Raw genomic sequence first — 22,111 nt, 5'->3', positions numbered from 1 at the left:
GCAGCCAGGAGCCACTCCCATGGCCAGTTCCACACCGCTCAAAGACAAGTTGCTGCAACTCTCCAAACTCTCGGGGCCGATCGTCGTGTCGCGCATCGGCTTCCTGCTGCTGTCCCTGGTGGACACCATCATGGTCGGGCGCTATGCCACCGAGTCGCTGGCGGCGATCTCCATCACCCACGCGATTGCCGACACCTACATGCTGATTGCCGCCGGGTTGCTGCTGGGCATCCTGGTCATGGGCTCGATCGCCATCGGCCAGCAGGACCCGCGCGCTGCCGGCCTGGCCGCCCAGCGCGGCGGGGTCCAGGCCCTCGGTCTCGGGCTGGCCTGCGCCCTGGCCAGTGTCGCCAGCCTGCCCTTGCTCGCACGGTTCGGGGTGCAGGCGGAGCTGGCCGCGGCCATTGCCGAACTGATGGTCATCGTGGCGCTGGGGTTGCCGGCGATCCTGATCTACATCGCCTACTCGTTTTTCCTCGAAGGCATCTCTCGCCCCCTGCCCGCCACTCTGGTCATCCTGGGCGGCAACCTGGTCAACGCGGTGCTGTGCTACGCCATGGTCTATGGCGAGTTCGGCCTGCCGGAAATGGGCGCCCTGGGCTCGGCCTGGTGCACCACCCTTGTCCGGCTGTTGATGGCCCTGGCGATCATGCTGTATGTGCACCGGATCATGGCGGACCGGGCCGACTTCGGCATCAACCGGCGCTTCGCCTGGGGCTGGTCGCAATGGCAGATGCAACGGCGCATCGGCTATGGCGGCGGCTTGAGTTTCGGCATCGAGGCCGGCGCCTTCATGCTGATCGCCATCATGGCCGGGGTGGCCTCGCCATTAATTGCCGCCGCCTGCGCGGTGCTGGTCAACATCCGCTCGATCCTGTTCATGATTCCCATGGGCGTGGGCTTTGCCACCTCGATCCAGGTGGGTATGGCCCACGGCAACCGCGACCTGCCGGACATCCAATTGTCGACCCGGGCCGGGCTGCTGCTGGGGGTGTCCTTGAGCACCCTCTGCGCCCTGGTCCTGGCGGCCCTGCCGGGCCCCTTGCTGGCGCAATACAGCCATGACTCGCAACTGCTGGCCGTGGCCCTGCCCAGCATGCTGCTACTGGCCCTGGCGCTGCCCTTCGATGCCTGGCAGGGAATCATGTCCAATGCCCTGCGCGGACGCGAAGACGCCATGCCCCCCACCCTGATCCATGCCATTGCCTACCTGCTGCTGATGGTGCCCCTGGGCTGGCTGCTGACCCTGCACTGGCAGCGCGGCCTCAATGGTCTGGTGGAGGCCATGCTGATCGGTAACCTGATCGCCGCGGTGCTCATGACCCAGCGTCACCACCAGCTCAATCAGCGGACCGGCCGGGCGGCTCGCGCCTCCGACCTGCGCGACGAGGGGGCCTGATGTTGCTCTCCGTGATCGTTCCGGTGCATGCCAAGGCCGAGCGCCTGCGCCTGACCCTGGCCAGTCTGCAACGCCAACAGGCACGCTGTGAATTCGAGACCGTGATCGTCGCCGACGCCGCCCAGCCCGCCGTACAGGCCCTGATCGAAGCCTTGCCGGACGTACGGCTACTCAGCTCGCCGGGCCTGGGGCGCGCAGCGGCGAGGAATCTCGGGGCCAGTGTCGCCGAAGGCGAGGTCCTGCTGTTTCTCGACGATGACATCCTGGTCCAGGACGGTTTCTTCGAGGCCCACCTGCAGGCCCAGCAGGCACACGGCGGCCTGGTACACGGCCGGCTGCGGGAACTGATTGCCCTGGGCCCGCTGAGCGATCCGGCCCTGGGCACCGCCGGCTGCCCGCCGATCCTGGTGGACGACTTGCTCGCCGGGCGCTGGACAGCCGCAGGCGCGCGCGTCGTCGCCAACCCCCTGGAGCAGGCCGCGGAACATCCACGGGCCAGCCAGTGGCCATGGCTGGCCAGTGCCGGAGCCAATATCTCGGTGGCCCGCGGCGACTGGCAGCGGGTCGGCGGTTTCGATGCCTCTTATGGCCGACGCTGGGGCATGGAAGACCTGGACCTGGGCTACCGCTTGTGGCGGGCCGGGGTCAGGCTGAGCCTGGAACCCCGCGCCTGCGGTTACCACATGTCCCATCACAATCCCCAGCGCTGGGAGGACCATCGGCATAACCTGCAACTGTTCCAGGCCCAGGCACCGATCGCCGAGGCCCTGGCCCTGGACGAACTGCTCTCGCCCACCGGCTCGGTGCAGCGCTACATCGCCCGGGTCGACCAGATCCGGCAGAACGCCGTGTCCCCCTGTACACGGCAGTGACGCTGCAAGGCCTGGAGAAAACGGCCCTGAGTGGCGAACAGCATCAGCACCTGGGAGCGGTAGCACAGCGCCGCCTCGCGCCACGCCGGCCAGGAACAGGCAATATCCCGGGCCTGCAGCTGCAGGCCCAAGGCCCGCACATGCCCCTGCAGCGCCTGCTGCGACCACTGTTCGGCATAGGGAAACTCACTGTAGAAATACACCCGGTTAGGCAGCTCGCGGGCCAGGCGATGGGTCAGGCAATGGTCGACATGCCCCCCGATGGCCAGCGGCGCGCAGACCACATCCTGCGGCCGTAGAAAGCCTTGCAGCGCAGCCACCAGGGCAGGCTGCGGGGCTGGCCAGGAGGCCGGGGCGCTGTCCAGGAACAGCGACTGCAGGCTGGCATGCACAAAGCCCGCGTTCTGATCCAGGCGCAATGCACCATCCGTTGCCTCCAGGTTCGAACAGCCGTAGCCGAGGACTGCGGCGGCACGCCGATCCTCGGCGCGACGTTGCCCGGGCGTGGAAAAACAGCGCCAGCGCTGCTCCGGCGCACGGGCCCGGGCCAGCCCTGCCGGGGCGTCGCCGGCGAACAGGCTCAGCAGCACGATCTCCCGGCCCCCGGCCCAGGGCGCCAGACCGCTGCCCAGCGACCAGACGGCGTCGTCCGGGTGCGGTGACAGCACCACCACCCGGTCACGCGGCGCCTCAGCGAGCATCGACGGCGCCGCCGGCATAGAACTGCCCCAGGCGCAGGAAGCGGGAGATCTCCCGGTCATTGCGCTCCACCACCCGGCAACGGCCCATTTTCAGCGGCGAGAGCTGGATGTCGGGGAAGTTGGCCATCTGCACCCAGGACAGTTGCTGGAAATCCCGGTACAGCCCCTGCAGCTCGACAGCGCAGGCCGCCAGGCGCAAGGCCGGCGGCACTTGGGCCAGGCGCCGGACGCTGGCGCTGAAGGCCTGTTCGAAATCCGGGCCGACATGGGTTTCCGGACAGGGCACGCAGTAGTCCAGGTACATGCCGAAGCGCAATAGCGTCTGATACAACTGCGCCTCCTCCTGGACCCGGGCCGCCGACGGCACCTCGTGGCTGCCGAAATTCAGATAACCACTGGCCATCGCCGCCGGTGCCTTGAGTGCTTGCAGGGCGCGGCCGACAAACATCAGCAGGCCTCCCAGGTCCTTGAAGCCATTGACCGCGAAGCAGTCGAAGCGGCCACGCAGGCTGGGCGGCAGCGGCTCAAAGACGTCGTAGTGGACCACCTCGATATTGTCGAAGCCCTGTTGCGCCGCGACCCGGGCGATGGTCGCCAGCAACTGCGGATCGATGTCCGCCACCACGATCTGCCGGCGGTAGCCGTGGACCGCGAGAAACAGCGAGAACAACGCGTCGTCCCCCAGCAGCAACAGCGCCTCATGGTTCAAGTCGCCCAGGCTCTGCATGATCTTGTAACGACGGATCAAGGTTTCGTAGGTCTCGATGGACTGGCTGTAGCGGTTCTGCTTGTCGCTGACGAGGTCGGCGAGGATCTCGCGAAAATGCGGGTTCAGTTGCAGGCAGTCATCGCTGACCAGATGCAGCCCATGCCCGGGCGCCGGCGTGTGCGGCGCACCTTGCCAGACGAAACGCGGCGCGTCCGTGCCCGGCACTTGGCCCACGCGCTCATCGGCCAGCAGTTGCGCCAGGCACCAGAGCACCTGGCGCACCGTCAGGCGCGAGGAGAGCAGTTGGTAGATCCGCTGCGGGCGCCCGAGCTTGGCCAACAGATCGTCCAGCGCCGCCGGTTGCGCGCCGCCCGCGCCGGGCAGGGTCGCCAGCGTCGCCTGAAGTTCCGACTGTGTTGCAGTCACTGTATGCATGCAGCCTCCCGTGGCTTTGCTTGAAGTGAAATGCCGTCAGAGCACGGCATGCAGAATGTTTCCGGCACACCGGCCATGAAAGAAATTGACCCCGACTTCCAGGGTGGCGCCACGGCGGTCGGCATAACCCAGCCCGGTGCCGAACAGCCCGGGCAGCGCCTGACCGCCGACCATCAGTTCGTGGGTTCGCGGGTGTTTGCACAGATTGCCGTCACGCTGGTCGAGGGTCAGGCTGACACCCGCCGCATTCAGCAGCCCGGGCACCCTCGGGCGGTAGCCGGTGGCATTGATCAGCAGCGCGCCGCGGCTGAGCCAGGGGCGTGGATCGGCACTGCCGATGTGCAGTTCGACGCAGGCCCAGGTCCCCGCCTCGATCTGCAGCAAGGTGTCGCGGGCGGCGCCGCGCAAGCCACAGAAACGGTTGACCTCGCCGCTTTCCTCATCGATCAGGTCCCGGGCCTGCAAGGGTGGCGCGACCCCGGCGCAGGCCGACCACAGCGCCGGACGCTGGCGGCACAGCACCTGGATCGCCCCCACCGGCAGACGCCCGGCAAAACGTTCCAGCAGGTAGCCGACCACGGAGAAGGCGCTATGGCTCCCCCCCAGCACCAGCAGTTGCAGGCCCTGCTCCAGGGCCTGCAGCAACTGCGGGTCGGCCTGCCCGCGCAACACCCGGTCGGAGCAGAGGCTCGCAGTTGTCGCCGCGCCCTCCTGCGGCCGCAGGTCACGCACCCGGGCACCACAGGCCAGCACCAGGTAGCGGCTGTGGCTGCTGCCCCAGTCGCCGTGGACGCTGAAGCCGCTGACGGCGCTGCGGACACTGGCCACCGGGTGAGCAAAATGGATCGCCGCGTTGGGCTGGTCCCGGCACAGATCGAGGATCACCTGGGCCAGCTGGCGCAGGAACGCCGAGACTTCGACCAGCGACACCACCTGCTCCGGGTGCTGCAGCCAGTGCTGCACCCGGGGCTGGCGCAGACACTGGGCGAACGCCCCGTCGCTGCGGATGCCCCGGAGAAAGTCCGCGATCGGCGAGTTGGCCTCGATGGCGTAGGCCATACACTCCCACTGGCTGAAGGACGCACTGCGCTCATGCACCTGCACCCCGCCGTCGAGCAATGCCTGCAGGCGTCCATTGCGGTCCGCGGCAATGAACAGGCCCAGGGCGGCGGGCCCGAAGCCGATGATCTGTAGCAGCGTTTCCATGGCGTTACCCCTTATAGCGACTGCATGGGATCGCCCCGGTGGTGACCGGCGCGATCAGAATGAATAGGAAAGTTCCAGGGCCAGGTGGGAGTCGCTGGCCAGCGCATCCCACACCGCATCGCTGCTGGAGCTATTGACCAGCACGGCGGAGACTCCGGCCCGCAGGGCATCGCTGAGCCCCAGGTCGAGGGAGGCGCTGAGCATGTTGTTGCCCAGGTCCGAGGCCTGCGCGGTGTAGCCCAGAAACAACGAGGACAGGTGCGCATCGTTGAGTTCCAGGCGCGCGCCGAGCAGGAACTTGCGGTCGAAGATGCTCACCGGGGCCAGGCGCTGATCCTGGTCGCGGTGGTACTCGCCGATCAGGCTCAGGTCGGCATCACGCCAGGCCCGGGTGATGGCGTATTCCAGGCCGACGGACAGCTTGCGCGAGTTGTAGGCACTGTCCGAAACCCGCTGGTCCAGGGCTTCGAGCTTATACAGCCACTGCTCGCGGACCCAGATGGCGTCCAGCCCCCACTGCGTGACCTCGGTGTACTGGGCCACCAGGCTGTCGCCCTCTGCGCGAAACGCCGGCGCGCGGTTAGTGCCCTTGAAGTAGCTCAGGCCGATGTCCAACTCGGACAGCGAAACGAAATAGCGTGCCGCCACATCCAGCGCATCCCGGTCGGCGCCGTGGATGTACTCGGCCGAGGCCTGCACCTGGTACGCGGCAAAGCGCGCCGGCTCGCGGTAGAACTGCACCGGTTCGAAACCGTCCAGCAGGTACAGGCTCAGGTGCCCGGGGCCCAGGCTGCTGCCCAGCTTGAGGGCCTTCTGCGAGAGTTTTTCCTCCGGTTGCAGGCCGTCGAGGTTGTCGTAGGTGTTGATTACGTCCACCAACTGACGGGTTTCCATGACGCCCCAGTGTTCCTTGATCCGGCCAACCTTGAGCTCGCGGCTGTCCTGCTCCAGCAGCACGAACAGCTCATCCCAGTAGAAGTCCGGGCGCGGATCCCTCTTGGCGCTGGCGAGGTAGCGCGGGTTGACCACCAGCCGCAGGCGCAGGCTGTCCCAGCTCTGCAGGTACTGATAGTCCAGGCCCAGTTGCGCGGTGCCGGGCAGGCCGTCGTCGTCGACCCCGTCGGCGGGCGACGAGGTGAAGACATAGCGCTTGAGGGCGATCTTCGCCGACAGCCCCTGCTCCGCCTCGGCCTGCGCCTGGATGACGCTCCAGCACAGCCCCAGCATCAACGCCTGGAGCCTGCGCCGGCCCTTGCCTGGGTTCATTGCGTCAGGTTTCCAAGCCTTGCAGGTTCAAAGGCGTCCTCGCGGATGCCGGTGCGAAACTGCACGTCGGAACTGACCAGGACGGTTTGCCGACCGGTGATGTGGTTGACCATGGTCATGTTCAGGGCGCGCCAGTAGCGCCCCAGGAACAGCTGGTAGTCGCCCAGGGTCAGGGTCTTGAACTTGCTGCCCTTGCGGTCGTAGTACTCGGTCTTCATCTGCCGGTAGTCGATCTTGTTGTACCAGACCCAGATCGACGAATAGCCCGAATACGGATACAGCGGCACCTGCTTGACCACCGCGCACTGGAAGTCGCCGCAGGGCTCGTCGCGCAACCACTGGTAGTCGTAGTTGCCGACCTCCATCGAGCCGATGTCCTCGTAGGAAAACTCGCTGCCCGAGAACGAACCGGAACGGTCGGCCGCCGCCACCCGCTTGACCCGCTTGAGGGCCGGCAGGTACAGCCAGACCTGGTCGCCTTCCTTGATCTTGGAGTGGATCAGCACCCGGGAATGCTTGATGTTCTCCGGGGCCTCGAAGGTCAGCAGCACCTTGTCGCCCACCGCGCTGCTGGCGGTTTCGAAGCTGTTCATGCGCATGAGGCGGTCGGTGCTGGCGCCCTCCTTCTCCACCAGGGTCAGGCGGATCCTGGCACTGGTGTCCTGGTAGCCCAGGTCACTGTCGCGCCAGCGATGGGCGTATTGCTGCCCCAGTTCCTGCTCCGGGCTGGCCTGCAATGACGCCTGGTACAGCAGCGCGCAGAGTGACAGGCAGGCGCTCGATAGGGCGTTGCGGTTCATTGTTGGATCCTCTCTGGGTACGGGTTGGGGTTCAGGCTTCGCGCATGGCCAGCCGCGTGGCGGCGCGCCCCCACAGGAAGCGGTCAAAGGTCAGCAGCACCAGGGGCAGGCACAGCGCGTCGAAGATCAGACCGAGGAAAATCGCGATGACCGCCAGCAGGCCGAAATCGGCATTCATCGAAAACGGCGACAAGGTCATCACCATGAAGCCCGAGGCGAGAATCACCGCATTGGCGAACACCGACGGCAGCACCTGCTGATAGGTCCGGCGCAGCGCCTCTCGGGGCGGGTGGCCCTGCACCAGGCGCAGCTCCTTGTAGTGGCTCATGATGTGGATCGTGGCCTCGACGATCAGGCCGTAGACCACCACGCAGACGTTGATCGCCGCGGTGTTGATCTCGCCGCGCCACAGGCCCCAGAGGCCGAACATGATGAAGAACGGAAAAACATTGGGCAGGATGCTGATCAGCCCCAGGCCGGCATTGCGCAGGAACAGCGCGACCATCAGGGTGATGGTCACCAGTTCGAACAGCAGGCCATTGACCATGTACTCGATGCTGATGTGCGTGAGGTTGGCAAACACCACCGCCTCGCCGGTGCCCAGGCTCGGCACCAGCGCCGCGCGCTCGGCATGGGTCTGCCACCAGTCATCGGCCCGCTGCTTGATGTCGCGGATCTGCTGGGTGTCGAGGCGGGTCAGGGTCACCACCAAACGCGTGGCCGACTTGTCGATGTTGATCTGGCTGCCCAGGTCGAGGCCGAACGGCAGCGACATTTCGTAGACCAGCAGCATCTGTGCCGCCAACGCCGGGTCGGCGGGCAAGCGGTATTCCCCGGCCTGCCCGCCGTTCATGGTCTGGTTGAGCTTCTTCAAGGCATCGCCCAGGGTGGTGACCGAATCGACTTCCGGCTGAGTCCTGAGCCACTGGGCGAAACGGTCCAGTTCGACGAGAAAGGCCGGATCGGAAATATCGCCCTTGGCCGAGGTGGCGACATATTCCAGGCGATAGATCCCGGACAGGTTGTCCATGGCGAACTCGGTGGCGTTGCGCACCGGGATGCTGGTGTCGAAGTTCTCGACGATCCGGTCATTGATCAGGTTGTGGCGCGCCGGCTCGATCGCCAGCATGAACAGCACCACGAACCCCAGCAGCCACAGCTTCGGGTAGCGCAACAAGGGCTCCATGTACAGCGAATAGCGCCGCCTGGCAGCCCCTTCGAGCGGCTTGAGCCGCAGCAGCGGGATCAGCACCGCGGCCACCGACAGGGTCACCAGCAACGCCATGACCGCACCGATGGCCGCCAGCACCCCGAACTCCTTGTAGGGCGGCGACGCGGCGAACACCAGGCTGTAGAAACCCACGGCATTGGTCGCCGTGCCAATGGCGATGGGCTTGATGGTGTCCCTGATCGCCGCGCAGGCCAGGTCCACCCGGCGCTCGCCGTACTGGCCACTCATCTGCCGCGCGGCGGACAGCACGTGCATGATCTCCGCCACCGAGGTCGCCAGGACAATGGTCGGCAGCAGGCCGGTCAGCGCGGTCGCCTCGAACCCCAGCCAACCGCTGGCGCCCAGGGTCGCGGCGGTGGCCAGGCTGATGGCGATCAACACCACCAGCAGCGCGCCGATGCTGCGCAGCATCAGTACGCTGGCCAGGAGAATGATCAGGTACATCAGCGGGGTCAGCACCGCCATGTCCTGCTGCGCCGCCGCCGGATAGGCCGCCTCTACCGCCGCCAGCCCGGTCAGGTGCACTTCCAGGCCGGGGTTGTTGCGCGCGAAGTCATCCAGCAGCCGCTGGCCTTCGGCGGTGGCGGCCAGCGCCGCGTCCAGGGTCTGCGGCGGAAACTGCAGGGTGACCAGCACGCCCAGGGTCTGGCCATCGCTGGACACCAGGCGCTTGACCAGTTCGATGTCATTGCGTCCCAGGCGCTCCATCAACTCGATGTGAGCCGGCGTCAGGTCCATGGGCTCGCGCACCAGGGCCTCGACATGCACGGTGTCGCCTTCGGCGAACACATGCTGGAAGTTGGTTACCGAGTCCACCCGATAGGCGTGGGGAATGTGCCAGGCCTGTTGCGTCAGCTGATGCAACTGCTCCAGGTACTCGCGGGTAAACACCGTGCCCTTGGGGTTCTTGATCACGAACAACAGGGTGTCGGACTTGCCGAACTGCCGGTGCAGGGCGTCCAGTTGCTCGACGGTTTTTTCGCCCTCGGGAAAAAACGCCCGGTAGTCGGCGGCGAAGCGGATCGAGGGGATCCCCCAGGACAACCCCGCGACCAGCGCCAGCACCAGGGCAAACAGCCAGAAACGGTAACGCTTGAGCCCGCGTTCGAAGGTCGAAGTGGCCATCAGTGCTGCCCTCCACCGACGGCCGCCATGACTGCCAGCAACTGCCCGACGCCGTCGTCGACACTGCGCCCCGCCGTCTCGATCAGGCACTCGCAGGCCGGCGGCGGCTGGTAGGCACTGTCAATCCCGGTGAACGCCGGCAACTGGCCGCTGCGGGCCCTGGCATACAGGCCCTTGGGGTCGCGGGCTTCGCACAAGGCCAGAGCAGTGGCGACGTGCACTTCTATGAACTGCCCGCCAGGGAACAGCGTCCGTGCCCGTTGGCGATCTTCGATAAAGGGTGAAATGGCACTGACCAGAACGATGTAGCCACTGTCGTAGAACAGCCGGGCAACCTCCCCCAGGCGGCGGATATTCTCCTTGCGGTCGGCGGCGCTGAATGTCAGGTCGCTGTTCAACCCGCCGCGCAGGTCGTCGCCGTCCAAGACCCGCACTCGCGCGCCGAACTCCCCGAGCCGCGCTTCCAGGGCCCTGGCCAGGGTCGACTTGCCGGCCCCCGAAAGGCCGGTGAACCACACACACAACGGGCCGTGGACGAACCGGCCGGCCACCTCATCGAGCAATGCGATGGCGCCGGTGTGGCCCTTGCCCATGTCATCGATATTCACTGTCGCGCCTCTCATAAACAGATCCAGTAGGTTCACTCGTACACCGAGCGGATGATTCGGCAGGGATTGCCTGCCGCCAGTACCCCGGGCGGAATCGAGCGGGTCACCACGCTGCCAGCGCCGATGACGCTGCCATCGCCAACCGTCACGCCCCCCAGCAGCACCGCCCCCGCGCCGATCCACACGTCGTTGCCCAGCACGATCGGCGCCGCCCGCTGCACGCACTTGAGGCGACCGTCGATGCGCACCGTGCGCGCCCGGGGATCCACGGGGTGAGCGGTGGTCATCAGCTGTACGCCGGGCGAGAGGTAGGTGCGGTCGCCAATGAGGATCCGGTTAGCGTCCAGAAAGATGCAGTTCATGTTGATGAACACCTCATCGCCAATCTCGACATGCACCCCGTAATCACAATAAAAGTTGGGCTCTATCCAACTGTTCCGGCCCACTCGCTTAAGTAACTTCGCCAGCAGGGCCTGCTGTTCCTTGAACGCCGATGGCGAACAGTCGTTAAAACTTCGTTGCAACTCCTGGGAGCGAAAACGCATACGCGCAAGTTGCAGGTCAGGCGTGCAGAACCACTCTCCCGCGAGCATCAGCTCGCGGGCCGAACGACGTTCGTCAATCACAATGCGTGGGGATGGGGAAACGTCCATGTCCAACTCCGAAGTTCTGAAAAGTCAGACCTGGGGCAACTTTTCATAGGTCGATATATGTTTGAACGAGCCCTCGACGAAGGGCGTCTTGTCCCAACTTGACCAGCGCTGCACCAGGCGCATGCCCGCCAGTTCGGCCATCAGGTCCAGTTCCGCCGGCCAGGCATAGCGCAGCTCCACCGGAATCACGTTCAGCCCCTGCTCCTGCATGCGGATAAAGCGGCAACTGACCCGCTGCGCGACGGCATCCAGGCGCGAAGCTTCCAGCAGCACTTCGTTGCGCTCCAGGCCGCCGACATAGACCGGCTGGTCCTTGCCGTAGCGCGACAGGTCCGGATAAAAGGTCTCGATCACCAAGCGCCCATGGTCCTTGAGCAAGGCGCTGGTGGCCTTGAAGCAACTGACCTGGGCGGCCTGGGACAGCAACAGGAACAATGAACTGAAGGTGCAGAAGGCCAGGCTGAACGGCCCCCCCTCGACCCCGTCCAGGGTGGCGAAATCCGCCTCGGTCAGGGGAATGCCGGCCGCACCGGGCTTGGCCCGCAGTTTCTCCAGCATCGACGGTGACGCATCGACGCCATGCACCTGCACCCCGCGGGCATGCATCGGCAAGGCGAAGCGCCCGGTGCCGATCCCCAGCTCCAACACCGGCTCGCAGGTGCCGGCCATTGCCACCAGAACCTCGATGGCATTGGCCGGCGCCTCGCCATACAGATCGTCATAGATATCGGCCAATGTTTCGCCGTAAGTGCTGGCATCGTTCATGTGCTCATTCCACTCTGTGGTTTTTTTAGGGCAATAAAGTCCCGTGCGGGGGATATGATCCCCCGCAGGAAACAACCGTTAGTTAGGTATTCAGTTCAAAAGACTATTGATTGATTGCTTGCCTTACATAATCAGCAAGTTGCTTCTTTTGAACATCCGATACAGCAAACAACTTGATATGCCTGCGAAACTTTCCAGAGCCTTCGAGCACCCCGTGCGGGTCGTCGAACAAATAGCCCTGGCCAAACTCCACCGATACATGGTCGGTATAGGCATAGACCCCGCAGAACGGCGCCGCACGGGAAAACATGATGCCCCCGTACTTGACCATTTCCGTGACGCCGCCGCAGGTTTCCTCCACCACCTGGCGCACACGCTGGACGATGTCCAGCAAGGCTCCGTGGGTGCTGCCGATGTCCTCGAGCAACGCCAGCACCGCCTCATCGGTCTTAACCATGGCCGAACACTCCCTGGCAGCCGGCAACCTCACGCCCGGCGCTCACTGGCCCACCGGAGTGCACAACTCGACCAGGGTTCCGGCCGGGCAACGCACATAGGAAACCACCTGCCCCCAAGGCTTTTGCTGGATGGCCGCATGCTCGGTGGCGCCGGCGGCCAGGGCCTTGGCGTGGGCCTTGGGCACATCATCGGTGACCAGGGCAATCTCGATGCCCAGGGGTTTGTGCTCTGGGCTGCAGAACTGATAGCCGCCCTCGCAATTGGAGTCCGCCAGGCCACGGCTGGCGAAGGCCAGGGTCGTGGCGCCACTGTCGAGTTCTCCGTAATCACCGGACTCGTCGAGGAAGCGACGGGAGAAACCGAAAGCGTCCTCGAAGAAACGGATCGAGGCTTCAACATCGGGGACATAAACAATCGTGTATCCAAACTTCACAGTGTCACTCCTTTAATTACCCTGTTTATGAGGCTCCTGGCGCCTGGGTGGCCACCTTGGAGCCAAGGCGAATTTTCCCGGTTAGCGGCGCGATCCGCCAGTGCAGAATCGGCCTGGAACAGCACTTTCAGACACTCCACATCATGGCCCGCAGCCACTAGTGAGCCGCCTGCCGGGGTGGCCACTGGGCGCGCGCGCCTGTTGTCAGCAGCGTTCATGTCCCTGCCTGGTGGTCATCCGCCGCGCTGACTTCGCGCACCGCCGCCGCCAGGCACAGCACAATCTGCTCCAGGGCCGCCCCGGAAAGAATGCTGTAATGGTCACCGGCCAGGGTCCGGCAATGGGCGTCCCGGTCCTGCTCGGCCAGGGGACGCAGGCCGCTGGATGGGTGTGCGACGCTGGCCTGCAGGTGCCAGGTCGGGCAAGCCGGCGCTCGGTAGCGATAATCGAGCAAGGCGGCGTAATGCCGACAGAACAAGGCAAAGCGTTCCTGGGTGGCGCTCTCGCAGACTTCGGCTACCGCCTGGCCCATGGCCTGGATCTGCGCGCCATGCTCCAGATCGTCCTGGAACAGTTGCTGCAACAGGCTCGGTGGCAATTCGAGCACGCTGTCCAGCGGCGCACCCGCATCGAGGGTCACCAGCGCCAGTTGCCGATGGCCGCGATTACCGAGCAGGCGGGCCATTTCCACCGCCAGCACGCCACCGAACGACCAACCGGCGAGCACCACCGGACGTGCTGCCGGCAGGCTGTCCTGCAATTGCTCCAGGTACTCCCGGGCCTGATCCTCAAGCGTCTCGAAACGCTGGCCGGTGTCGGCACACAGGCCAATCACCTGGAAGTCCTCGCGGGTGGCACGAATCATCGGCCAGTAGCACGACAACGCCCCACCCACCGGGTGCACCAGCACCAGCAAGGGTTGCGGCTCACCGCTGCCGGCGCAAAAATCCACCCGGTTGCGGTGCCGCCGACCCGTGCCCTGCACATGAGCGAGCAAGGCACTGACCGAGGGATAGGCGTAGATGTCCGCCAGGCTCAGGTCCAGCCCCAGCTCGGTGTTCAACCCCAACAGAATGTGCACCGCGTGCAGTGACGAGGCGCCCATGTCGAACCAGGAATCAGCCGCCCCGCGCACCGCCGGCAACACCCGCTGGACGCAGCTCAGCAGCAGTTCCTGCCGGGCCGAGAAGCCCACCTCCGGCACCGGCCCGGCGGGTTCGCAAAGCCCTGGCAGCAAGGCCACCAGCGCCCCCCGATCCACCTTGCCGTTGGCGCTCAGCGGCATCTGCGCCAGCGCGAACAACTGCACCGGCAGCATGTAAGGGTTGAGGTACTGCGCCGCGAAGGCCAGCAACTGTGGGCCACTGGGTGCCGCTTGGCCGGCGACGAAAAACCCGTACAAGACCCCGGCAGCGTCTACACACACCGCCACCTGCTCGACCCCGGGGGCGCGTCCCAGCACCGCATCGATTTCCGCCAGTTCCACGCGCATGCCATTGAGCTTGACCTGCAGGTCCTCGCGGCCGAGAAACTCGATCTCCCCGTCCATTCGCAGGCGTCCCATGTCACCGGTACGGTAGACCCGCTGCTGCAGCCCGGGCTCGATGAAGAAGGCCTGCTCGGTCCGTTGCCGATCATGGATGTAGCCCGCCGCCAGGCCGTCGCCGGCGATGTACAGCATGCCCTTGACCCCAGGCGGGCAACGCCGGCCCAGCGCGTCGAGAATGTAGAACCGCTGGTTGCTCAGCGGCCGGCCATAAGGAATGCTCGGCCACTCGGGGCACACTTGCTGGACCTCGAAGCAGTTGGACCAGATGGCCGCCTCGGTGGCGCCCCCCAGGGCCACGAAGCGCGAACCCGGGGTAAGCTCTCGCAGGCGCTCGGGTAACCCCAGGGCGATCCAGTCGCCGCTGGCCATCCACAGGCGCACACTCGCCGCCGGCGCCGGCAGGCCCACCGCCCTGGCGTAGCCCAGGGCCATTTCCATGATCGCCGGGACCGAGTTCCAGACAGTCGCCCCATGCATCCGTGCCGCGTCGAGCCAGGCCTGGGGCTCGGCCCGCTCGCCATTGGCCGGCAGGATCAGCGCGCAGCCGCACAATGCCGGCATGAACAGGTCGAACACCGACAGGTCGAAGCTGAACTCACTGACCCCCAGCAGGCGGTCCTGAGCGTCGATGGCAAAGCGCTCGCGACAGTCCAGCAGGGTATTGAAGGCGGCGCGATGACTGACCGCCACCCCCTTGGGCGTGCCCGTGGTGCCGGAGGTGAACATCAGGTAGGCCAGGGAGCTGTCCACCGCCGGATAGGCCGGTGCGATAGCGGCGCCCTGCGCCTCGGGCGACGCCAGCCAGTGCCGGTAGTCGAGCGACCAGTTCACCGGCGATGCGAGCACCGCCGCGATGTCCGCAGCATCGTCGCCCAGCACCGTGGTAGCCGCCGCCTGGGTGATGATCGAATGCACCCGGCGTACCGGGGAACTCTTGCTCACCGGAACATAGGTCGCCCCGGCCATCAGTACCGCGTAAATCGCCACCACATTGGCGCTGTCCCGACTGCCGCGCACCACCACATGGTCGCTGGGGCCTACGCCGTTTTCATTCAGGTGGCTGGCCAGACGACTGGCCAGGCGCAACAGCTCGGCAAAACTCAGACAGGTGCCAGCGCTCAACAGCGCCGGCGCATCCGGGCGCAGCGCCGCCTGCCTTGACAGGCCCTGATGCAGAGACTGCCGAGGCAGCGGACGCGTGGCGTGATTGAAGGCATCGACCCGCTCCAGCAGTGGCGCCGGCAGGGCCAGTTCAGTCAGCTCCCAGGTCGGCGGCTGGGTGGCCAGGCGCTCCAGGGCGCCATGAAAATGCTCGAAGGCCTGGGCCACAAGCCCGGGCTCGAACACGCCCTCGCGCTCGTCCCAGGACAGGCACAGGCCCGCCTCGCTGGCGAAGGCCTGGGCGTCGATCCAGATCTGCGGCGTCATCATCGCGTGGTCGGTCTGTTGCAGCGGCGGCGCCGGCAGGTCCATTTCCAGCAACGAGGAAAACACATACGGCATCGGCGGCTCGCTGCTGTCCTGGCGCTGGTCGTGTTCGCGAATCCATTCGCGGACCACTGACACGCCATCGTAGGCGGCATGCCGCAGGGCGGCGTACAGGTCCTGCTGGACCCGCTGGGCGCAGGCGGCAAAGGCCAGGGATTGGGCTGGCAGATTGAGCAGCAGGGTATCGGCGAAATTGCCGATGGTGCGGGCGAACTCCGGCCCCAGCAGCGTCCGGGTGCTGTACATGACGCTACAGGTCACCGTGGCCCTGCCCGACCAGCGCGCCAGTGTCTGCAGGTACACGGTCAGCAGGACCGCATTGAGCGACACCCGGTGACGCCGGGCCGCCGCACTCAGCGCCTGCTGCAACGCCGGCGCCAGGACCACCCGATGCTCGATGAAGCGTGCCGGGGTTGCGCTCGCTTGCCGGCGCCGAGCCAGTGGCAGGTCCGGCCCCGCGGCCAGTTGGGGAATCTTCTGCAGCCAGTAGTGCCGGGCCTTGAAACGCGCCAGGCGTCGGGCCCGACTCCACGCCGCGACCTGCGCCGGGGCATAGCCCTGCACGTCCGGGGGGCTGCCTCCGGCAACCAGCGCCAGCAAGTCACCGATAAAAATCTGCACCGCCGGGGCATCGAACAGCGCCAGCCGATAGACCACATGCAAGCAGCGCTCATGGGGGCCGCTCACCAGCACCAGGCGAAACAGTGGTTGTTCCGCGGTCAACGGCGCAATCGGCATGGCGCTGTCTGCCAGGGCCGCGCAGCGCCTTGGGTCCGCGCCCTCTGCCGCGACCTGCTGCTCGACCATCAGTGACGGCGCGACCATGGGTTTGAAACGCGGTGTCTGGGCATCCAGGGTGTACGCCAGGATCGGGTGCAACGCCAGCAGCCGGGGCAAGGCCGCCTGCAATTGCACGGCCGTGGGCACCGCGCCGGCATAGACCAGGTGCAGATAGGCGGCACTGCCCTGGCTGAACGCCGAATGCTCCCCCAGCCAGTAGGCCTGGCGCAGCCCGCCAAGCTGAGACGCCAGCGGATCCGGCGGGGCCAGGTACGCCAGCAGGCGACGCCTCTCATGGCCCACCGCGTGGCGGATATCCTCAGGCAGCCGGTCCGCGTCGCAGTAATAGCGCAGGCGCCCGCTGTCTTCGTAGAGGTGCACGCCGCGTTGTTCCCAATGCTCGATCAAGGTCGCCATCGCCTGGTTCATAGCTCGCCCTCGGAAATCGCCCCGACCGGCCTGCCGACCGCCCCCTGCAGCAGGGCGTCGACAAACTCGCCAAGGGTCGCGGTGCCGACAATCAGGGTCAGGTCAATGCCGTCCTCGCCGCATAGCTGTGGATGCCGCTGTTCGAGCAGCGCACACAGTTGCAGGGCCTGCAACGAGCTGCCGCCGAGGGCGAAAAAATTCTGCCCGGCATGCAACTGCTCCTGCGTCACCTTCAGCAAGCGGGCGCAGAGGCCCAGCACGTCGTTCATCACTTGGGTCTGCAGCGCTGCTGCTGTCGCACTACACATGGCGGGCTCCCACCAGCGCCGCGGCGGCCAGGGCATAGCCATCGGTGCCCAGGCCGGCAATGAAGCCGTGGCACAGGGGCGCCAGCAACGACTGGTGACGGAAGCGCTCGCGGGCAAACAGGTTGGAAATGTGCACCTCCATCCAGCGCCCTGGGTAGTCCTGCAAGGCATCGCGCAGGGCCCAGCCGGACATCATCAGCGCCCCCGGGTTGATGATCATCGCCTCGGCCTGATGCTGGCTCTCGATGAAGTCGATCAACTCGCCCTCATGGTTGCTGTGCCGGGCCAGCACCGCCCAGCCACGGGAGTCGGCGACGGCGGTGACTTCAGCGGTGATCTGCTCCAGGGTCTTGGTGCCATAGACCTGCGGCTCGCGCTGCCCCAGGCGCCCCAGGTTGGGGCCGTTAAGCAGGAGTAATGTCGGCATGGCGAGCCACCTCCAGCAAGGCCAGGACCTGGCCCGGCGCGGTCAGTTGATAGGTACTGGGATAGCGCCGGACCTCCTCGCCGGGGTGATCCCAGAGCGCCAGCGCGGTCTGCATGCCAGCCGCCTGGCCGCATTTCAGGTCGGCCAGGGCATCGCCCACGAACAGGCAACTCGCCGGGTCCAGATGCAACTGTTCGACAATCATCCGGGCCATGTCCGGCGCCGGCTTGGGGTTGGCCACATCGTCGCTGCCGACGATGCAGGAGAAATACTTCAGCAGGCCCAGGTACTCGAGAATCGCCACCGTGCGCCCATGGTCCTTGCCGGTGGCAATCGCCATGGGAATGCCCCTGGCATGCAAGCTCGCCAACAGTCCGCCGACGCCCTCGAACACGCGGATGCGCTGCATTCGCGCGTTGCTTTCACGCATGAACACCGGGTGCATCTGCGCCGGCAGCCCCATGATCTTCATGATCTGCACGAAGCTGCGTCCCAGGTGCTGGCAGTACTCGCTGAACGGTGGCGGCTCGACGTCCGCCCCTACCACCTGGGCGTGGGCCGCGTGGTAGGCCTCGCGAATCACTTGCTTGCTGTCGATCAACGTTCCGTCGAGGTCGAAGATGACTGCACGGATGGGCAATTCAGACATGGCTCGCAGCCTCCATCGCCGCTTGATGATTCAGACCTCGATCCACCGTGGCCGCCATCGACGGCACCGCCAGGGGCAAGGGTGAGAGGAACGCCGCAACCCGGGTGAATTCGCCGGTCGGGTCTTGCAGCACCCGTTGATAATCCAGTTCCAGCAGCTGCATGTTCGGCCGCGAACGGACCCACGCCAGCACCTGGGCCACATGTTCGCGATACAGCCGCGCCAGTTCCTCGACCTCCTGCCCTGCCCAGACCTGACCGCTGTGGTGCTCGGCCATGTCCTGCTGGGAACGGATCACCGCATCGATATCGCGGTGCATGAACAGCACCCGATACCCGTGGGTCGCTGGCAGGTACTGGAGAAAGCGCGACACCAGCTTGACCGCCCGGCCGCGGGCCTGGTCCATCCACCCCAGGTAGCCGTCCCGGGACTTGACCGCTTCCCATTCGAAATAGCCATGGGGATTGCGTTCATCGCCCTGGCGCAGGTTGTCGGTCAACGGCGCCAGGCCGGCACTGGCCAGGGCACGCATCATCATCGAGGTGCCGCTGCGCGGCAGCCCGGACACCACGGACACGAAGCCGCCATCGCCGGCAACGCAGTCCGCTACCTTCATGCATTCATATTGCTTAAGCATCCCAGCTCCTTACTCGTTCTTTCCCGGCTGCCCGGTATCCCGGACAGCGGCCTGCGGGCTGCACTGGACCAGGCCCAGGCGGTTGCCGAACGGGTCCTCGATCACTGCCTTGTAACTGCCCCACAGGGTCGGCCCTGGCGCCTCGACAAGGGTCACTTGCGGCGGCATCCGCGCCACCAGGGCGTCCAGCTCAGACACCATCAGGTCAAGCATGCTGGCCGGCGACGGCCGCGCCATCAGCGGGTCCTCGATCAGGCCGAGCCCGGCACCGCCCTGCTCGTCCACATCCAGGCTGATCCAGCGGGTCGGGGCAAAGCGCCGGCTGACCTGCAGACCCAGTACCTGCACATAGAAGGCTTCGGCAGCCGCCAGGTCGGGAACCGCCAGGGTGGCGAAACACAGGGTCGACTGATTCAGCATGGCTGGCACTCGCGGGCCTCCTCGGACAGCGGCCGGGCTCCGACCTGGAACTCGAAGCCCACCCGATGGCGGATCAGGGCACACACCACCGAGGCCTCGATGCTCGCCGCCAACTGTTGCGTCAACGTCGCCAACTGGGCCGCCGGCCAGCCTTCAACCTGCAATTCAAGCTCGATGTCCTGCAGGTGGACCGGGGTCGGCGCCACCTCACACATCCCGCGGATATCCACCATGGCCCGCACATCCAGGTGCACCGCACCCGGCAACTGCTGGCGGCGGTTGAGCTGCGCCAGGACATCGGCGGCAATCGCCATCAGCAGGTATTCCTGAGGGTTGGGCCCCCAGTCGATACCGGCCAGTTGCTTGGGTTGGTCGATGGGAAAACTGCGCGGGTCCCGAGGGTCCTGGTGGACGAAGTCCGCCCGCAGTTGGGTGCCATAGAGCCACTGGCAATCCAGGGTCTGGGTCTGGGTCTGGGTCTGGGCCGCCGCCGTATCCGCAGGCGCCTGTTCAAGGGGGCAAAACCTTTGCCAGGGGCCGGCGCCCTCGGCATTCACCAAGCGTGCCGACAGGCCCAGGGCCTGGACGAAGGTCTGGTGATTGGGGCTGTGGCTCTTCACCGCCTCGATCACTTCCAGGGCTTCGTTGATCTTCTTGTCGGTGCCCGAACGGATCTCGTAGCGCACCTGGGGAGCCGCAGCGGCCGCTTCCTGCAGGATCGCGCGGGTGGTCATGGACAGATGATCGACCGTGGTCCGTCGCGCGGAAAACCCCGACACCGCGGACACCAGGAAACAGCCGGAGAGCGCCGCCAGGGCCAATTCCTGGGGCCAGGCCGGGTCCAGCAGCCCCTGGCATTGCAACGCCGGGCTGGGACGGATCGGCACTTCGAAATGCCGCGGCGCGCGCAACAGGCCGATCAGCGCCGGAGCCACCCCGGCCAGCATGCCGCCGGCCGGCGAACAGTGCGCATAGGCGGCGTAACGGAAGATCGCCTGGGCCGGCTCTTGCTGGATCTCGTGGACGATCTCGCTGAAGCCCGAGATGTTCATTCCGTTTCTCATGGCTGACTCCTTCCTTGATAGACCTGGCGCAACGCCTGTTCGAGATCGGCACACAGGTCATCGGGGGCCTCGATGCCCACCGACAGCCGGACCAGGCCGGGGTTGAGCCCGATCTGTTTCTGCTGCTCGCGGGTCAAGCCGCTGTGGGAGGTGTTGAACGGCAGGCTCACCAGGGACTCGATGCCGCCCAGGCTGGTGGCGCAGGTGATCAGCTTGAGGTGCTCCAGCAGTTGCAGGGCCGCCGGGTCCCCACCTTGCAGCTCAAAACCGAGCATGCCGCAGGTGGCCTGGGGGGCGTACTGCCGCAGATGGGGGTGGGCATACGCCTCGGCATACACCGAATGCACCGCGGTCACCTGCGGATGGCGTTCGAGAAAACGCGTCACCTGCCGGGCCCCCTCGGCATGGGCCTGCATGCGCACCGCCAGGGTCTTCATGCCCCGCTCCAGGAGAAAGCACACGAAGGGGTCGAGGTTGCCGCCAAAGCGCAACAGTTGCGCCCAGACCCGGTCCACCAGCTTGCGACTGCCCGCGACCGCGCCACAGGTGGCGTCACTGTGCCCGTTGAGGTACTTGGTCGCCGAATGGATGACGATGTCCGCCCCCCACTCCAGGGGACGGCAACTGATGGGCGACAAGAAGGTGTTGTCCACCACCAGCAGAATGTTCTCCTGCTTGCACAAGGCAGCGATGGCCACCAGGTCGATGGCCTTCATCAGCGGGTTGGACAGCAGCTCGAAGAACATGATCTGGGTCTGCGGGCGGATCGCCCGGCGGATCGCCTCCAGGTCCAGCGGGTCGACATAGCTCACCGAGCGCCCGGCCTGACTGATGTCGGCGTGCAGCAGACTGTAGCTGCCACCGTACAGATCATAGGAAGAGATGATGTGGCCATTGCGGTTGGTCAGGGCGAACAGGGTCGAGGCGATCGCCGCCATGCCCGATGACAGTACCAAGGCACTTTGCGCCCCCTCCATGGCCGCCACCTTCAACTGCACCGACCACTGCCCCGGGTTGCCGTAGCGGCTGTAGGTGGGAATGTCACGCACGTAGCCTTCCAGGAACGACTCATAGGTGGACTGGCTGAAACGGAAGGTGGTGCTGGGAAAGATCGGCGTGCCCACGGCCCCGGTCACCGGGTCCTCATAGGTGCCGGCGTGCACGCAGAGTGTCGCCGGGGCCTCGCCGGCGGTCAGCCAGCGATTGTTCTCCATCGCCGGCCCGGCCAGGCGCTGGCGGTTGAGCTGGTTGAGCCAGGGCAACTGGACGTCGGTGCCAGGACGATTGGCAAACACCGCCTCAGTCTTTTTTGCGTCGTTCACACGAATTCCCTCGTCGTTCGGTTCTTCCGGGCGGGCCGGCGGGCGCCGGGCCGCCCACATCGGCGCGCGCAGGAAACCACGCAGCCGAGGTTGGCAAAGAGACACATGCCGTCATCACCTTCAGACAACCTGGGCCTGGGTCTTGTCGGCGACGAAGGCTTCCAGGCGTTCCAGCGAGTTGACCAGTTCGATGGACAGCTCGTTGTCCTCGATGGAGAAGCCAAACTCGGTTTCCACTTGGATCAGCAACTGCAAGGCGTCGATCGAGTTCAGGCCCAGGGTGCCGATCAGGTCGCCCCCCGAGAGGTCTTCACGGCTCAGTTCACGGCCCACGGTGCTGGAGAACACTTTGATCAAGCGGTCGGTATCGGTCATT

22 protein-coding genes are annotated in these 22,111 nt (G+C 65.9%); 2 read left to right on the top strand and 20 right to left on the bottom strand.

Going from position 1 to position 22,111, the window contains the following annotated elements; genetic code table 11:
- Positions 1-19: 19 nt before the first annotated feature.
- Both PLD_RS28515 and PLD_RS28510 read left to right on the top strand, forming a co-directional pair.
- The gene (locus tag PLD_RS28515; RefSeq protein WP_159898028.1) at positions 20-1,399 is read left to right on the top strand and encodes an MATE family efflux transporter; all 1,380 of its coding nucleotides are present in this window, start codon (positions 20-22) and stop codon (positions 1,397-1,399) included.
- The gene (locus PLD_RS28510) at positions 1,399-2,271 is read left to right on the top strand and encodes a glycosyltransferase family 2 protein (RefSeq protein ID WP_159898027.1); all 873 of its coding nucleotides are present in this window, start codon (positions 1,399-1,401) and stop codon (positions 2,269-2,271) included. Before PLD_RS28515 ends, PLD_RS28510 begins: the two co-directional genes overlap by 1 nt.
- Here the strand turns inward: PLD_RS28510 and PLD_RS28505 are convergent.
- From PLD_RS28505 to PLD_RS28410, 20 genes are all read right to left on the bottom strand, one after another.
- Entirely contained in the window at positions 2,211-2,972 is a 762-nt protein-coding gene (locus PLD_RS28505) for a PIG-L deacetylase family protein (RefSeq protein WP_159898026.1), read from the bottom strand. The two genes, PLD_RS28510 and PLD_RS28505, sit on opposite strands and share 61 nt — an antisense overlap.
- Positions 2,962-4,116, bottom strand: a complete 1,155-nt coding sequence (locus PLD_RS28500; RefSeq protein WP_159898025.1) for a bis-aminopropyl spermidine synthase family protein — start codon at positions 4,114-4,116, stop codon at positions 2,962-2,964. The genes PLD_RS28505 and PLD_RS28500 overlap by 11 nt, the downstream gene beginning before the upstream one ends.
- Positions 4,117-4,152: 36 nt before the next feature.
- Complete coding sequence (locus PLD_RS28495) at positions 4,153-5,322, bottom strand: hypothetical protein (RefSeq protein ID WP_159898024.1); 1,170 nt, start codon at positions 5,320-5,322, stop codon at positions 4,153-4,155.
- A gap of 54 nt (positions 5,323-5,376) precedes the next feature.
- Positions 5,377-6,588 carry a hypothetical protein gene (locus tag PLD_RS28490; protein ID WP_159898023.1) on the bottom strand — a complete coding sequence of 404 codons (1,212 nt, stop codon included), beginning with the start codon at positions 6,586-6,588 and terminating at the stop codon, positions 5,377-5,379.
- Entirely contained in the window at positions 6,585-7,388 is an 804-nt protein-coding gene (locus PLD_RS28485) for an outer membrane lipoprotein-sorting protein (protein WP_159898022.1), read from the bottom strand. The genes PLD_RS28490 and PLD_RS28485 overlap by 4 nt, the downstream gene beginning before the upstream one ends.
- 31 nt (positions 7,389-7,419) lie before the next feature.
- Positions 7,420-9,744, bottom strand: a complete 2,325-nt coding sequence (locus tag PLD_RS28480) for an RND family transporter (RefSeq protein WP_159898021.1) — start codon at positions 9,742-9,744, stop codon at positions 7,420-7,422.
- Complete coding sequence (gene cysC / locus PLD_RS28475) at positions 9,744-10,367, bottom strand: adenylyl-sulfate kinase (RefSeq protein ID WP_256674801.1); 624 nt, start codon at positions 10,365-10,367, stop codon at positions 9,744-9,746. The genes PLD_RS28480 and cysC overlap by 1 nt, the downstream gene beginning before the upstream one ends.
- Before the next feature lie 17 nt (positions 10,368-10,384).
- On the bottom strand, positions 10,385-11,005 hold the full coding sequence (locus tag PLD_RS28470; RefSeq protein WP_159898020.1) for a sugar O-acetyltransferase: 621 nt from the start codon (positions 11,003-11,005) through the stop codon (positions 10,385-10,387).
- Between the two features lie 24 nt (positions 11,006-11,029).
- A complete protein-coding gene (locus PLD_RS28465) occupies positions 11,030-11,770 on the bottom strand; it encodes a class I SAM-dependent methyltransferase (protein WP_159898019.1) in 741 nt (246 codons plus the stop codon).
- 103 nt (positions 11,771-11,873) lie between these two features.
- A complete protein-coding gene (locus tag PLD_RS28460) occupies positions 11,874-12,227 on the bottom strand; it encodes a DUF1801 domain-containing protein (protein WP_159898018.1) in 354 nt (117 codons plus the stop codon).
- Positions 12,228-12,269: 42 nt separating this feature from the next.
- Positions 12,270-12,662 (bottom strand): VOC family protein, encoded by a 393-nt coding sequence (locus PLD_RS28455; protein WP_159898017.1) that lies wholly within the window; start codon positions 12,660-12,662, stop codon positions 12,270-12,272.
- 214 nt (positions 12,663-12,876) lie between these two features.
- On the bottom strand, positions 12,877-16,908 hold the full coding sequence (locus PLD_RS28450) for a non-ribosomal peptide synthetase (RefSeq protein ID WP_159898016.1): 4,032 nt from the start codon (positions 16,906-16,908) through the stop codon (positions 12,877-12,879).
- The gene (locus PLD_RS28445; protein ID WP_159898015.1) at positions 16,905-17,216 is read right to left on the bottom strand and encodes a phosphopantetheine-binding protein; all 312 of its coding nucleotides are present in this window, start codon (positions 17,214-17,216) and stop codon (positions 16,905-16,907) included. The genes PLD_RS28450 and PLD_RS28445 overlap by 4 nt, the downstream gene beginning before the upstream one ends.
- Positions 17,209-17,643: a type II 3-dehydroquinate dehydratase gene (locus tag PLD_RS28440; RefSeq protein WP_159898014.1), complete on the bottom strand. Its 435-nt coding sequence runs from the start codon at positions 17,641-17,643 to the stop codon at positions 17,209-17,211. Before PLD_RS28440 ends, PLD_RS28445 begins: the two co-directional genes overlap by 8 nt.
- Entirely contained in the window at positions 17,621-18,292 is a 672-nt protein-coding gene (locus PLD_RS28435; RefSeq protein ID WP_159898013.1) for an HAD-IA family hydrolase, read from the bottom strand. The genes PLD_RS28440 and PLD_RS28435 overlap by 23 nt, the downstream gene beginning before the upstream one ends.
- A complete protein-coding gene (locus PLD_RS28430) occupies positions 18,285-18,929 on the bottom strand; it encodes a sulfotransferase (protein ID WP_159898012.1) in 645 nt (214 codons plus the stop codon). The genes PLD_RS28435 and PLD_RS28430 overlap by 8 nt, the downstream gene beginning before the upstream one ends.
- A 9-nt stretch (positions 18,930-18,938) precedes the next feature.
- The gene (locus PLD_RS28425) at positions 18,939-19,349 is read right to left on the bottom strand and encodes a VOC family protein (protein ID WP_256674827.1); all 411 of its coding nucleotides are present in this window, start codon (positions 19,347-19,349) and stop codon (positions 18,939-18,941) included.
- On the bottom strand, positions 19,343-20,413 hold the full coding sequence (locus PLD_RS28420) for an OsmC family protein (protein ID WP_159898010.1): 1,071 nt from the start codon (positions 20,411-20,413) through the stop codon (positions 19,343-19,345). The genes PLD_RS28425 and PLD_RS28420 overlap by 7 nt, the downstream gene beginning before the upstream one ends.
- Positions 20,410-21,735, bottom strand: a complete 1,326-nt coding sequence (locus PLD_RS28415; RefSeq protein ID WP_218575871.1) for a PLP-dependent aspartate aminotransferase family protein — start codon at positions 21,733-21,735, stop codon at positions 20,410-20,412. The genes PLD_RS28420 and PLD_RS28415 overlap by 4 nt, the downstream gene beginning before the upstream one ends.
- Positions 21,736-21,855: 120 nt before the next feature.
- Positions 21,856-22,110 carry an acyl carrier protein gene (locus tag PLD_RS28410; protein WP_159898009.1) on the bottom strand — a complete coding sequence of 85 codons (255 nt, stop codon included), beginning with the start codon at positions 22,108-22,110 and terminating at the stop codon, positions 21,856-21,858.
- Position 22,111: the final 1 nt, after the last annotated feature.

It is taken from the genome of Pseudomonas sp. LD120 (assembly GCF_009861525.1).
In the GTDB taxonomy this organism is placed as follows: Bacteria; Pseudomonadota; Gammaproteobacteria; order Pseudomonadales; family Pseudomonadaceae; genus Aquipseudomonas.
The sequence above is the reverse complement of the archived record's forward strand: the minus strand, read 5'-3'. Positions and strand labels throughout refer to the sequence as shown.

What these genes read in the sequence shown, in the direction of transcription:
- PLD_RS28515 (WP_159898028.1), top strand. Translation starts at nt 20, where the DNA reads ATGGCCAGTTCCACACCGCTCAAAGACAAGTTGCTGCAACTCTCCAAA.
- PLD_RS28510 (WP_159898027.1), top strand. Translation starts at nt 1,399, where the DNA reads ATGTTGCTCTCCGTGATCGTTCCGGTGCATGCCAAGGCCGAGCGCCTG.
- PLD_RS28505 (WP_159898026.1), bottom strand. Translation starts at nt 2,972, where the DNA reads ATGCTCGCTGAGGCGCCGCGTGACCGGGTGGTGGTGCTGTCACCGCAC.
- PLD_RS28500 (WP_159898025.1), bottom strand. Translation starts at nt 4,116, where the DNA reads ATGCATACAGTGACTGCAACACAGTCGGAACTTCAGGCGACGCTGGCG.
- PLD_RS28495 (WP_159898024.1), bottom strand. Translation starts at nt 5,322, where the DNA reads ATGGAAACGCTGCTACAGATCATCGGCTTCGGGCCCGCCGCCCTGGGC.
- PLD_RS28490 (WP_159898023.1), bottom strand. Translation starts at nt 6,588, where the DNA reads ATGAACCCAGGCAAGGGCCGGCGCAGGCTCCAGGCGTTGATGCTGGGG.
- PLD_RS28485 (WP_159898022.1), bottom strand. Translation starts at nt 7,388, where the DNA reads ATGAACCGCAACGCCCTATCGAGCGCCTGCCTGTCACTCTGCGCGCTG.
- PLD_RS28480 (WP_159898021.1), bottom strand. Translation starts at nt 9,744, where the DNA reads ATGGCCACTTCGACCTTCGAACGCGGGCTCAAGCGTTACCGTTTCTGG.
- cysC (WP_256674801.1), bottom strand. Translation starts at nt 10,367, where the DNA reads ATGAGAGGCGCGACAGTGAATATCGATGACATGGGCAAGGGCCACACC.
- PLD_RS28470 (WP_159898020.1), bottom strand. Translation starts at nt 11,005, where the DNA reads ATGGACGTTTCCCCATCCCCACGCATTGTGATTGACGAACGTCGTTCG.
- PLD_RS28465 (WP_159898019.1), bottom strand. Translation starts at nt 11,770, where the DNA reads ATGAACGATGCCAGCACTTACGGCGAAACATTGGCCGATATCTATGAC.
- PLD_RS28460 (WP_159898018.1), bottom strand. Translation starts at nt 12,227, where the DNA reads ATGGTTAAGACCGATGAGGCGGTGCTGGCGTTGCTCGAGGACATCGGC.
- PLD_RS28450 (WP_159898016.1), bottom strand. Translation starts at nt 16,908, where the DNA reads ATGAACCAGGCGATGGCGACCTTGATCGAGCATTGGGAACAACGCGGC.
- PLD_RS28445 (WP_159898015.1), bottom strand. Translation starts at nt 17,216, where the DNA reads ATGTGTAGTGCGACAGCAGCAGCGCTGCAGACCCAAGTGATGAACGAC.
- PLD_RS28440 (WP_159898014.1), bottom strand. Translation starts at nt 17,643, where the DNA reads ATGCCGACATTACTCCTGCTTAACGGCCCCAACCTGGGGCGCCTGGGG.
- PLD_RS28435 (WP_159898013.1), bottom strand. Translation starts at nt 18,292, where the DNA reads ATGTCTGAATTGCCCATCCGTGCAGTCATCTTCGACCTCGACGGAACG.
- PLD_RS28430 (WP_159898012.1), bottom strand. Translation starts at nt 18,929, where the DNA reads ATGCTTAAGCAATATGAATGCATGAAGGTAGCGGACTGCGTTGCCGGC.
- PLD_RS28425 (WP_256674827.1), bottom strand. Translation starts at nt 19,349, where the DNA reads ATGCTGAATCAGTCGACCCTGTGTTTCGCCACCCTGGCGGTTCCCGAC.
- PLD_RS28420 (WP_159898010.1), bottom strand. Translation starts at nt 20,413, where the DNA reads ATGAGAAACGGAATGAACATCTCGGGCTTCAGCGAGATCGTCCACGAG.
- PLD_RS28410 (WP_159898009.1), bottom strand. Translation starts at nt 22,110, where the DNA reads ATGACCGATACCGACCGCTTGATCAAAGTGTTCTCCAGCACCGTGGGC.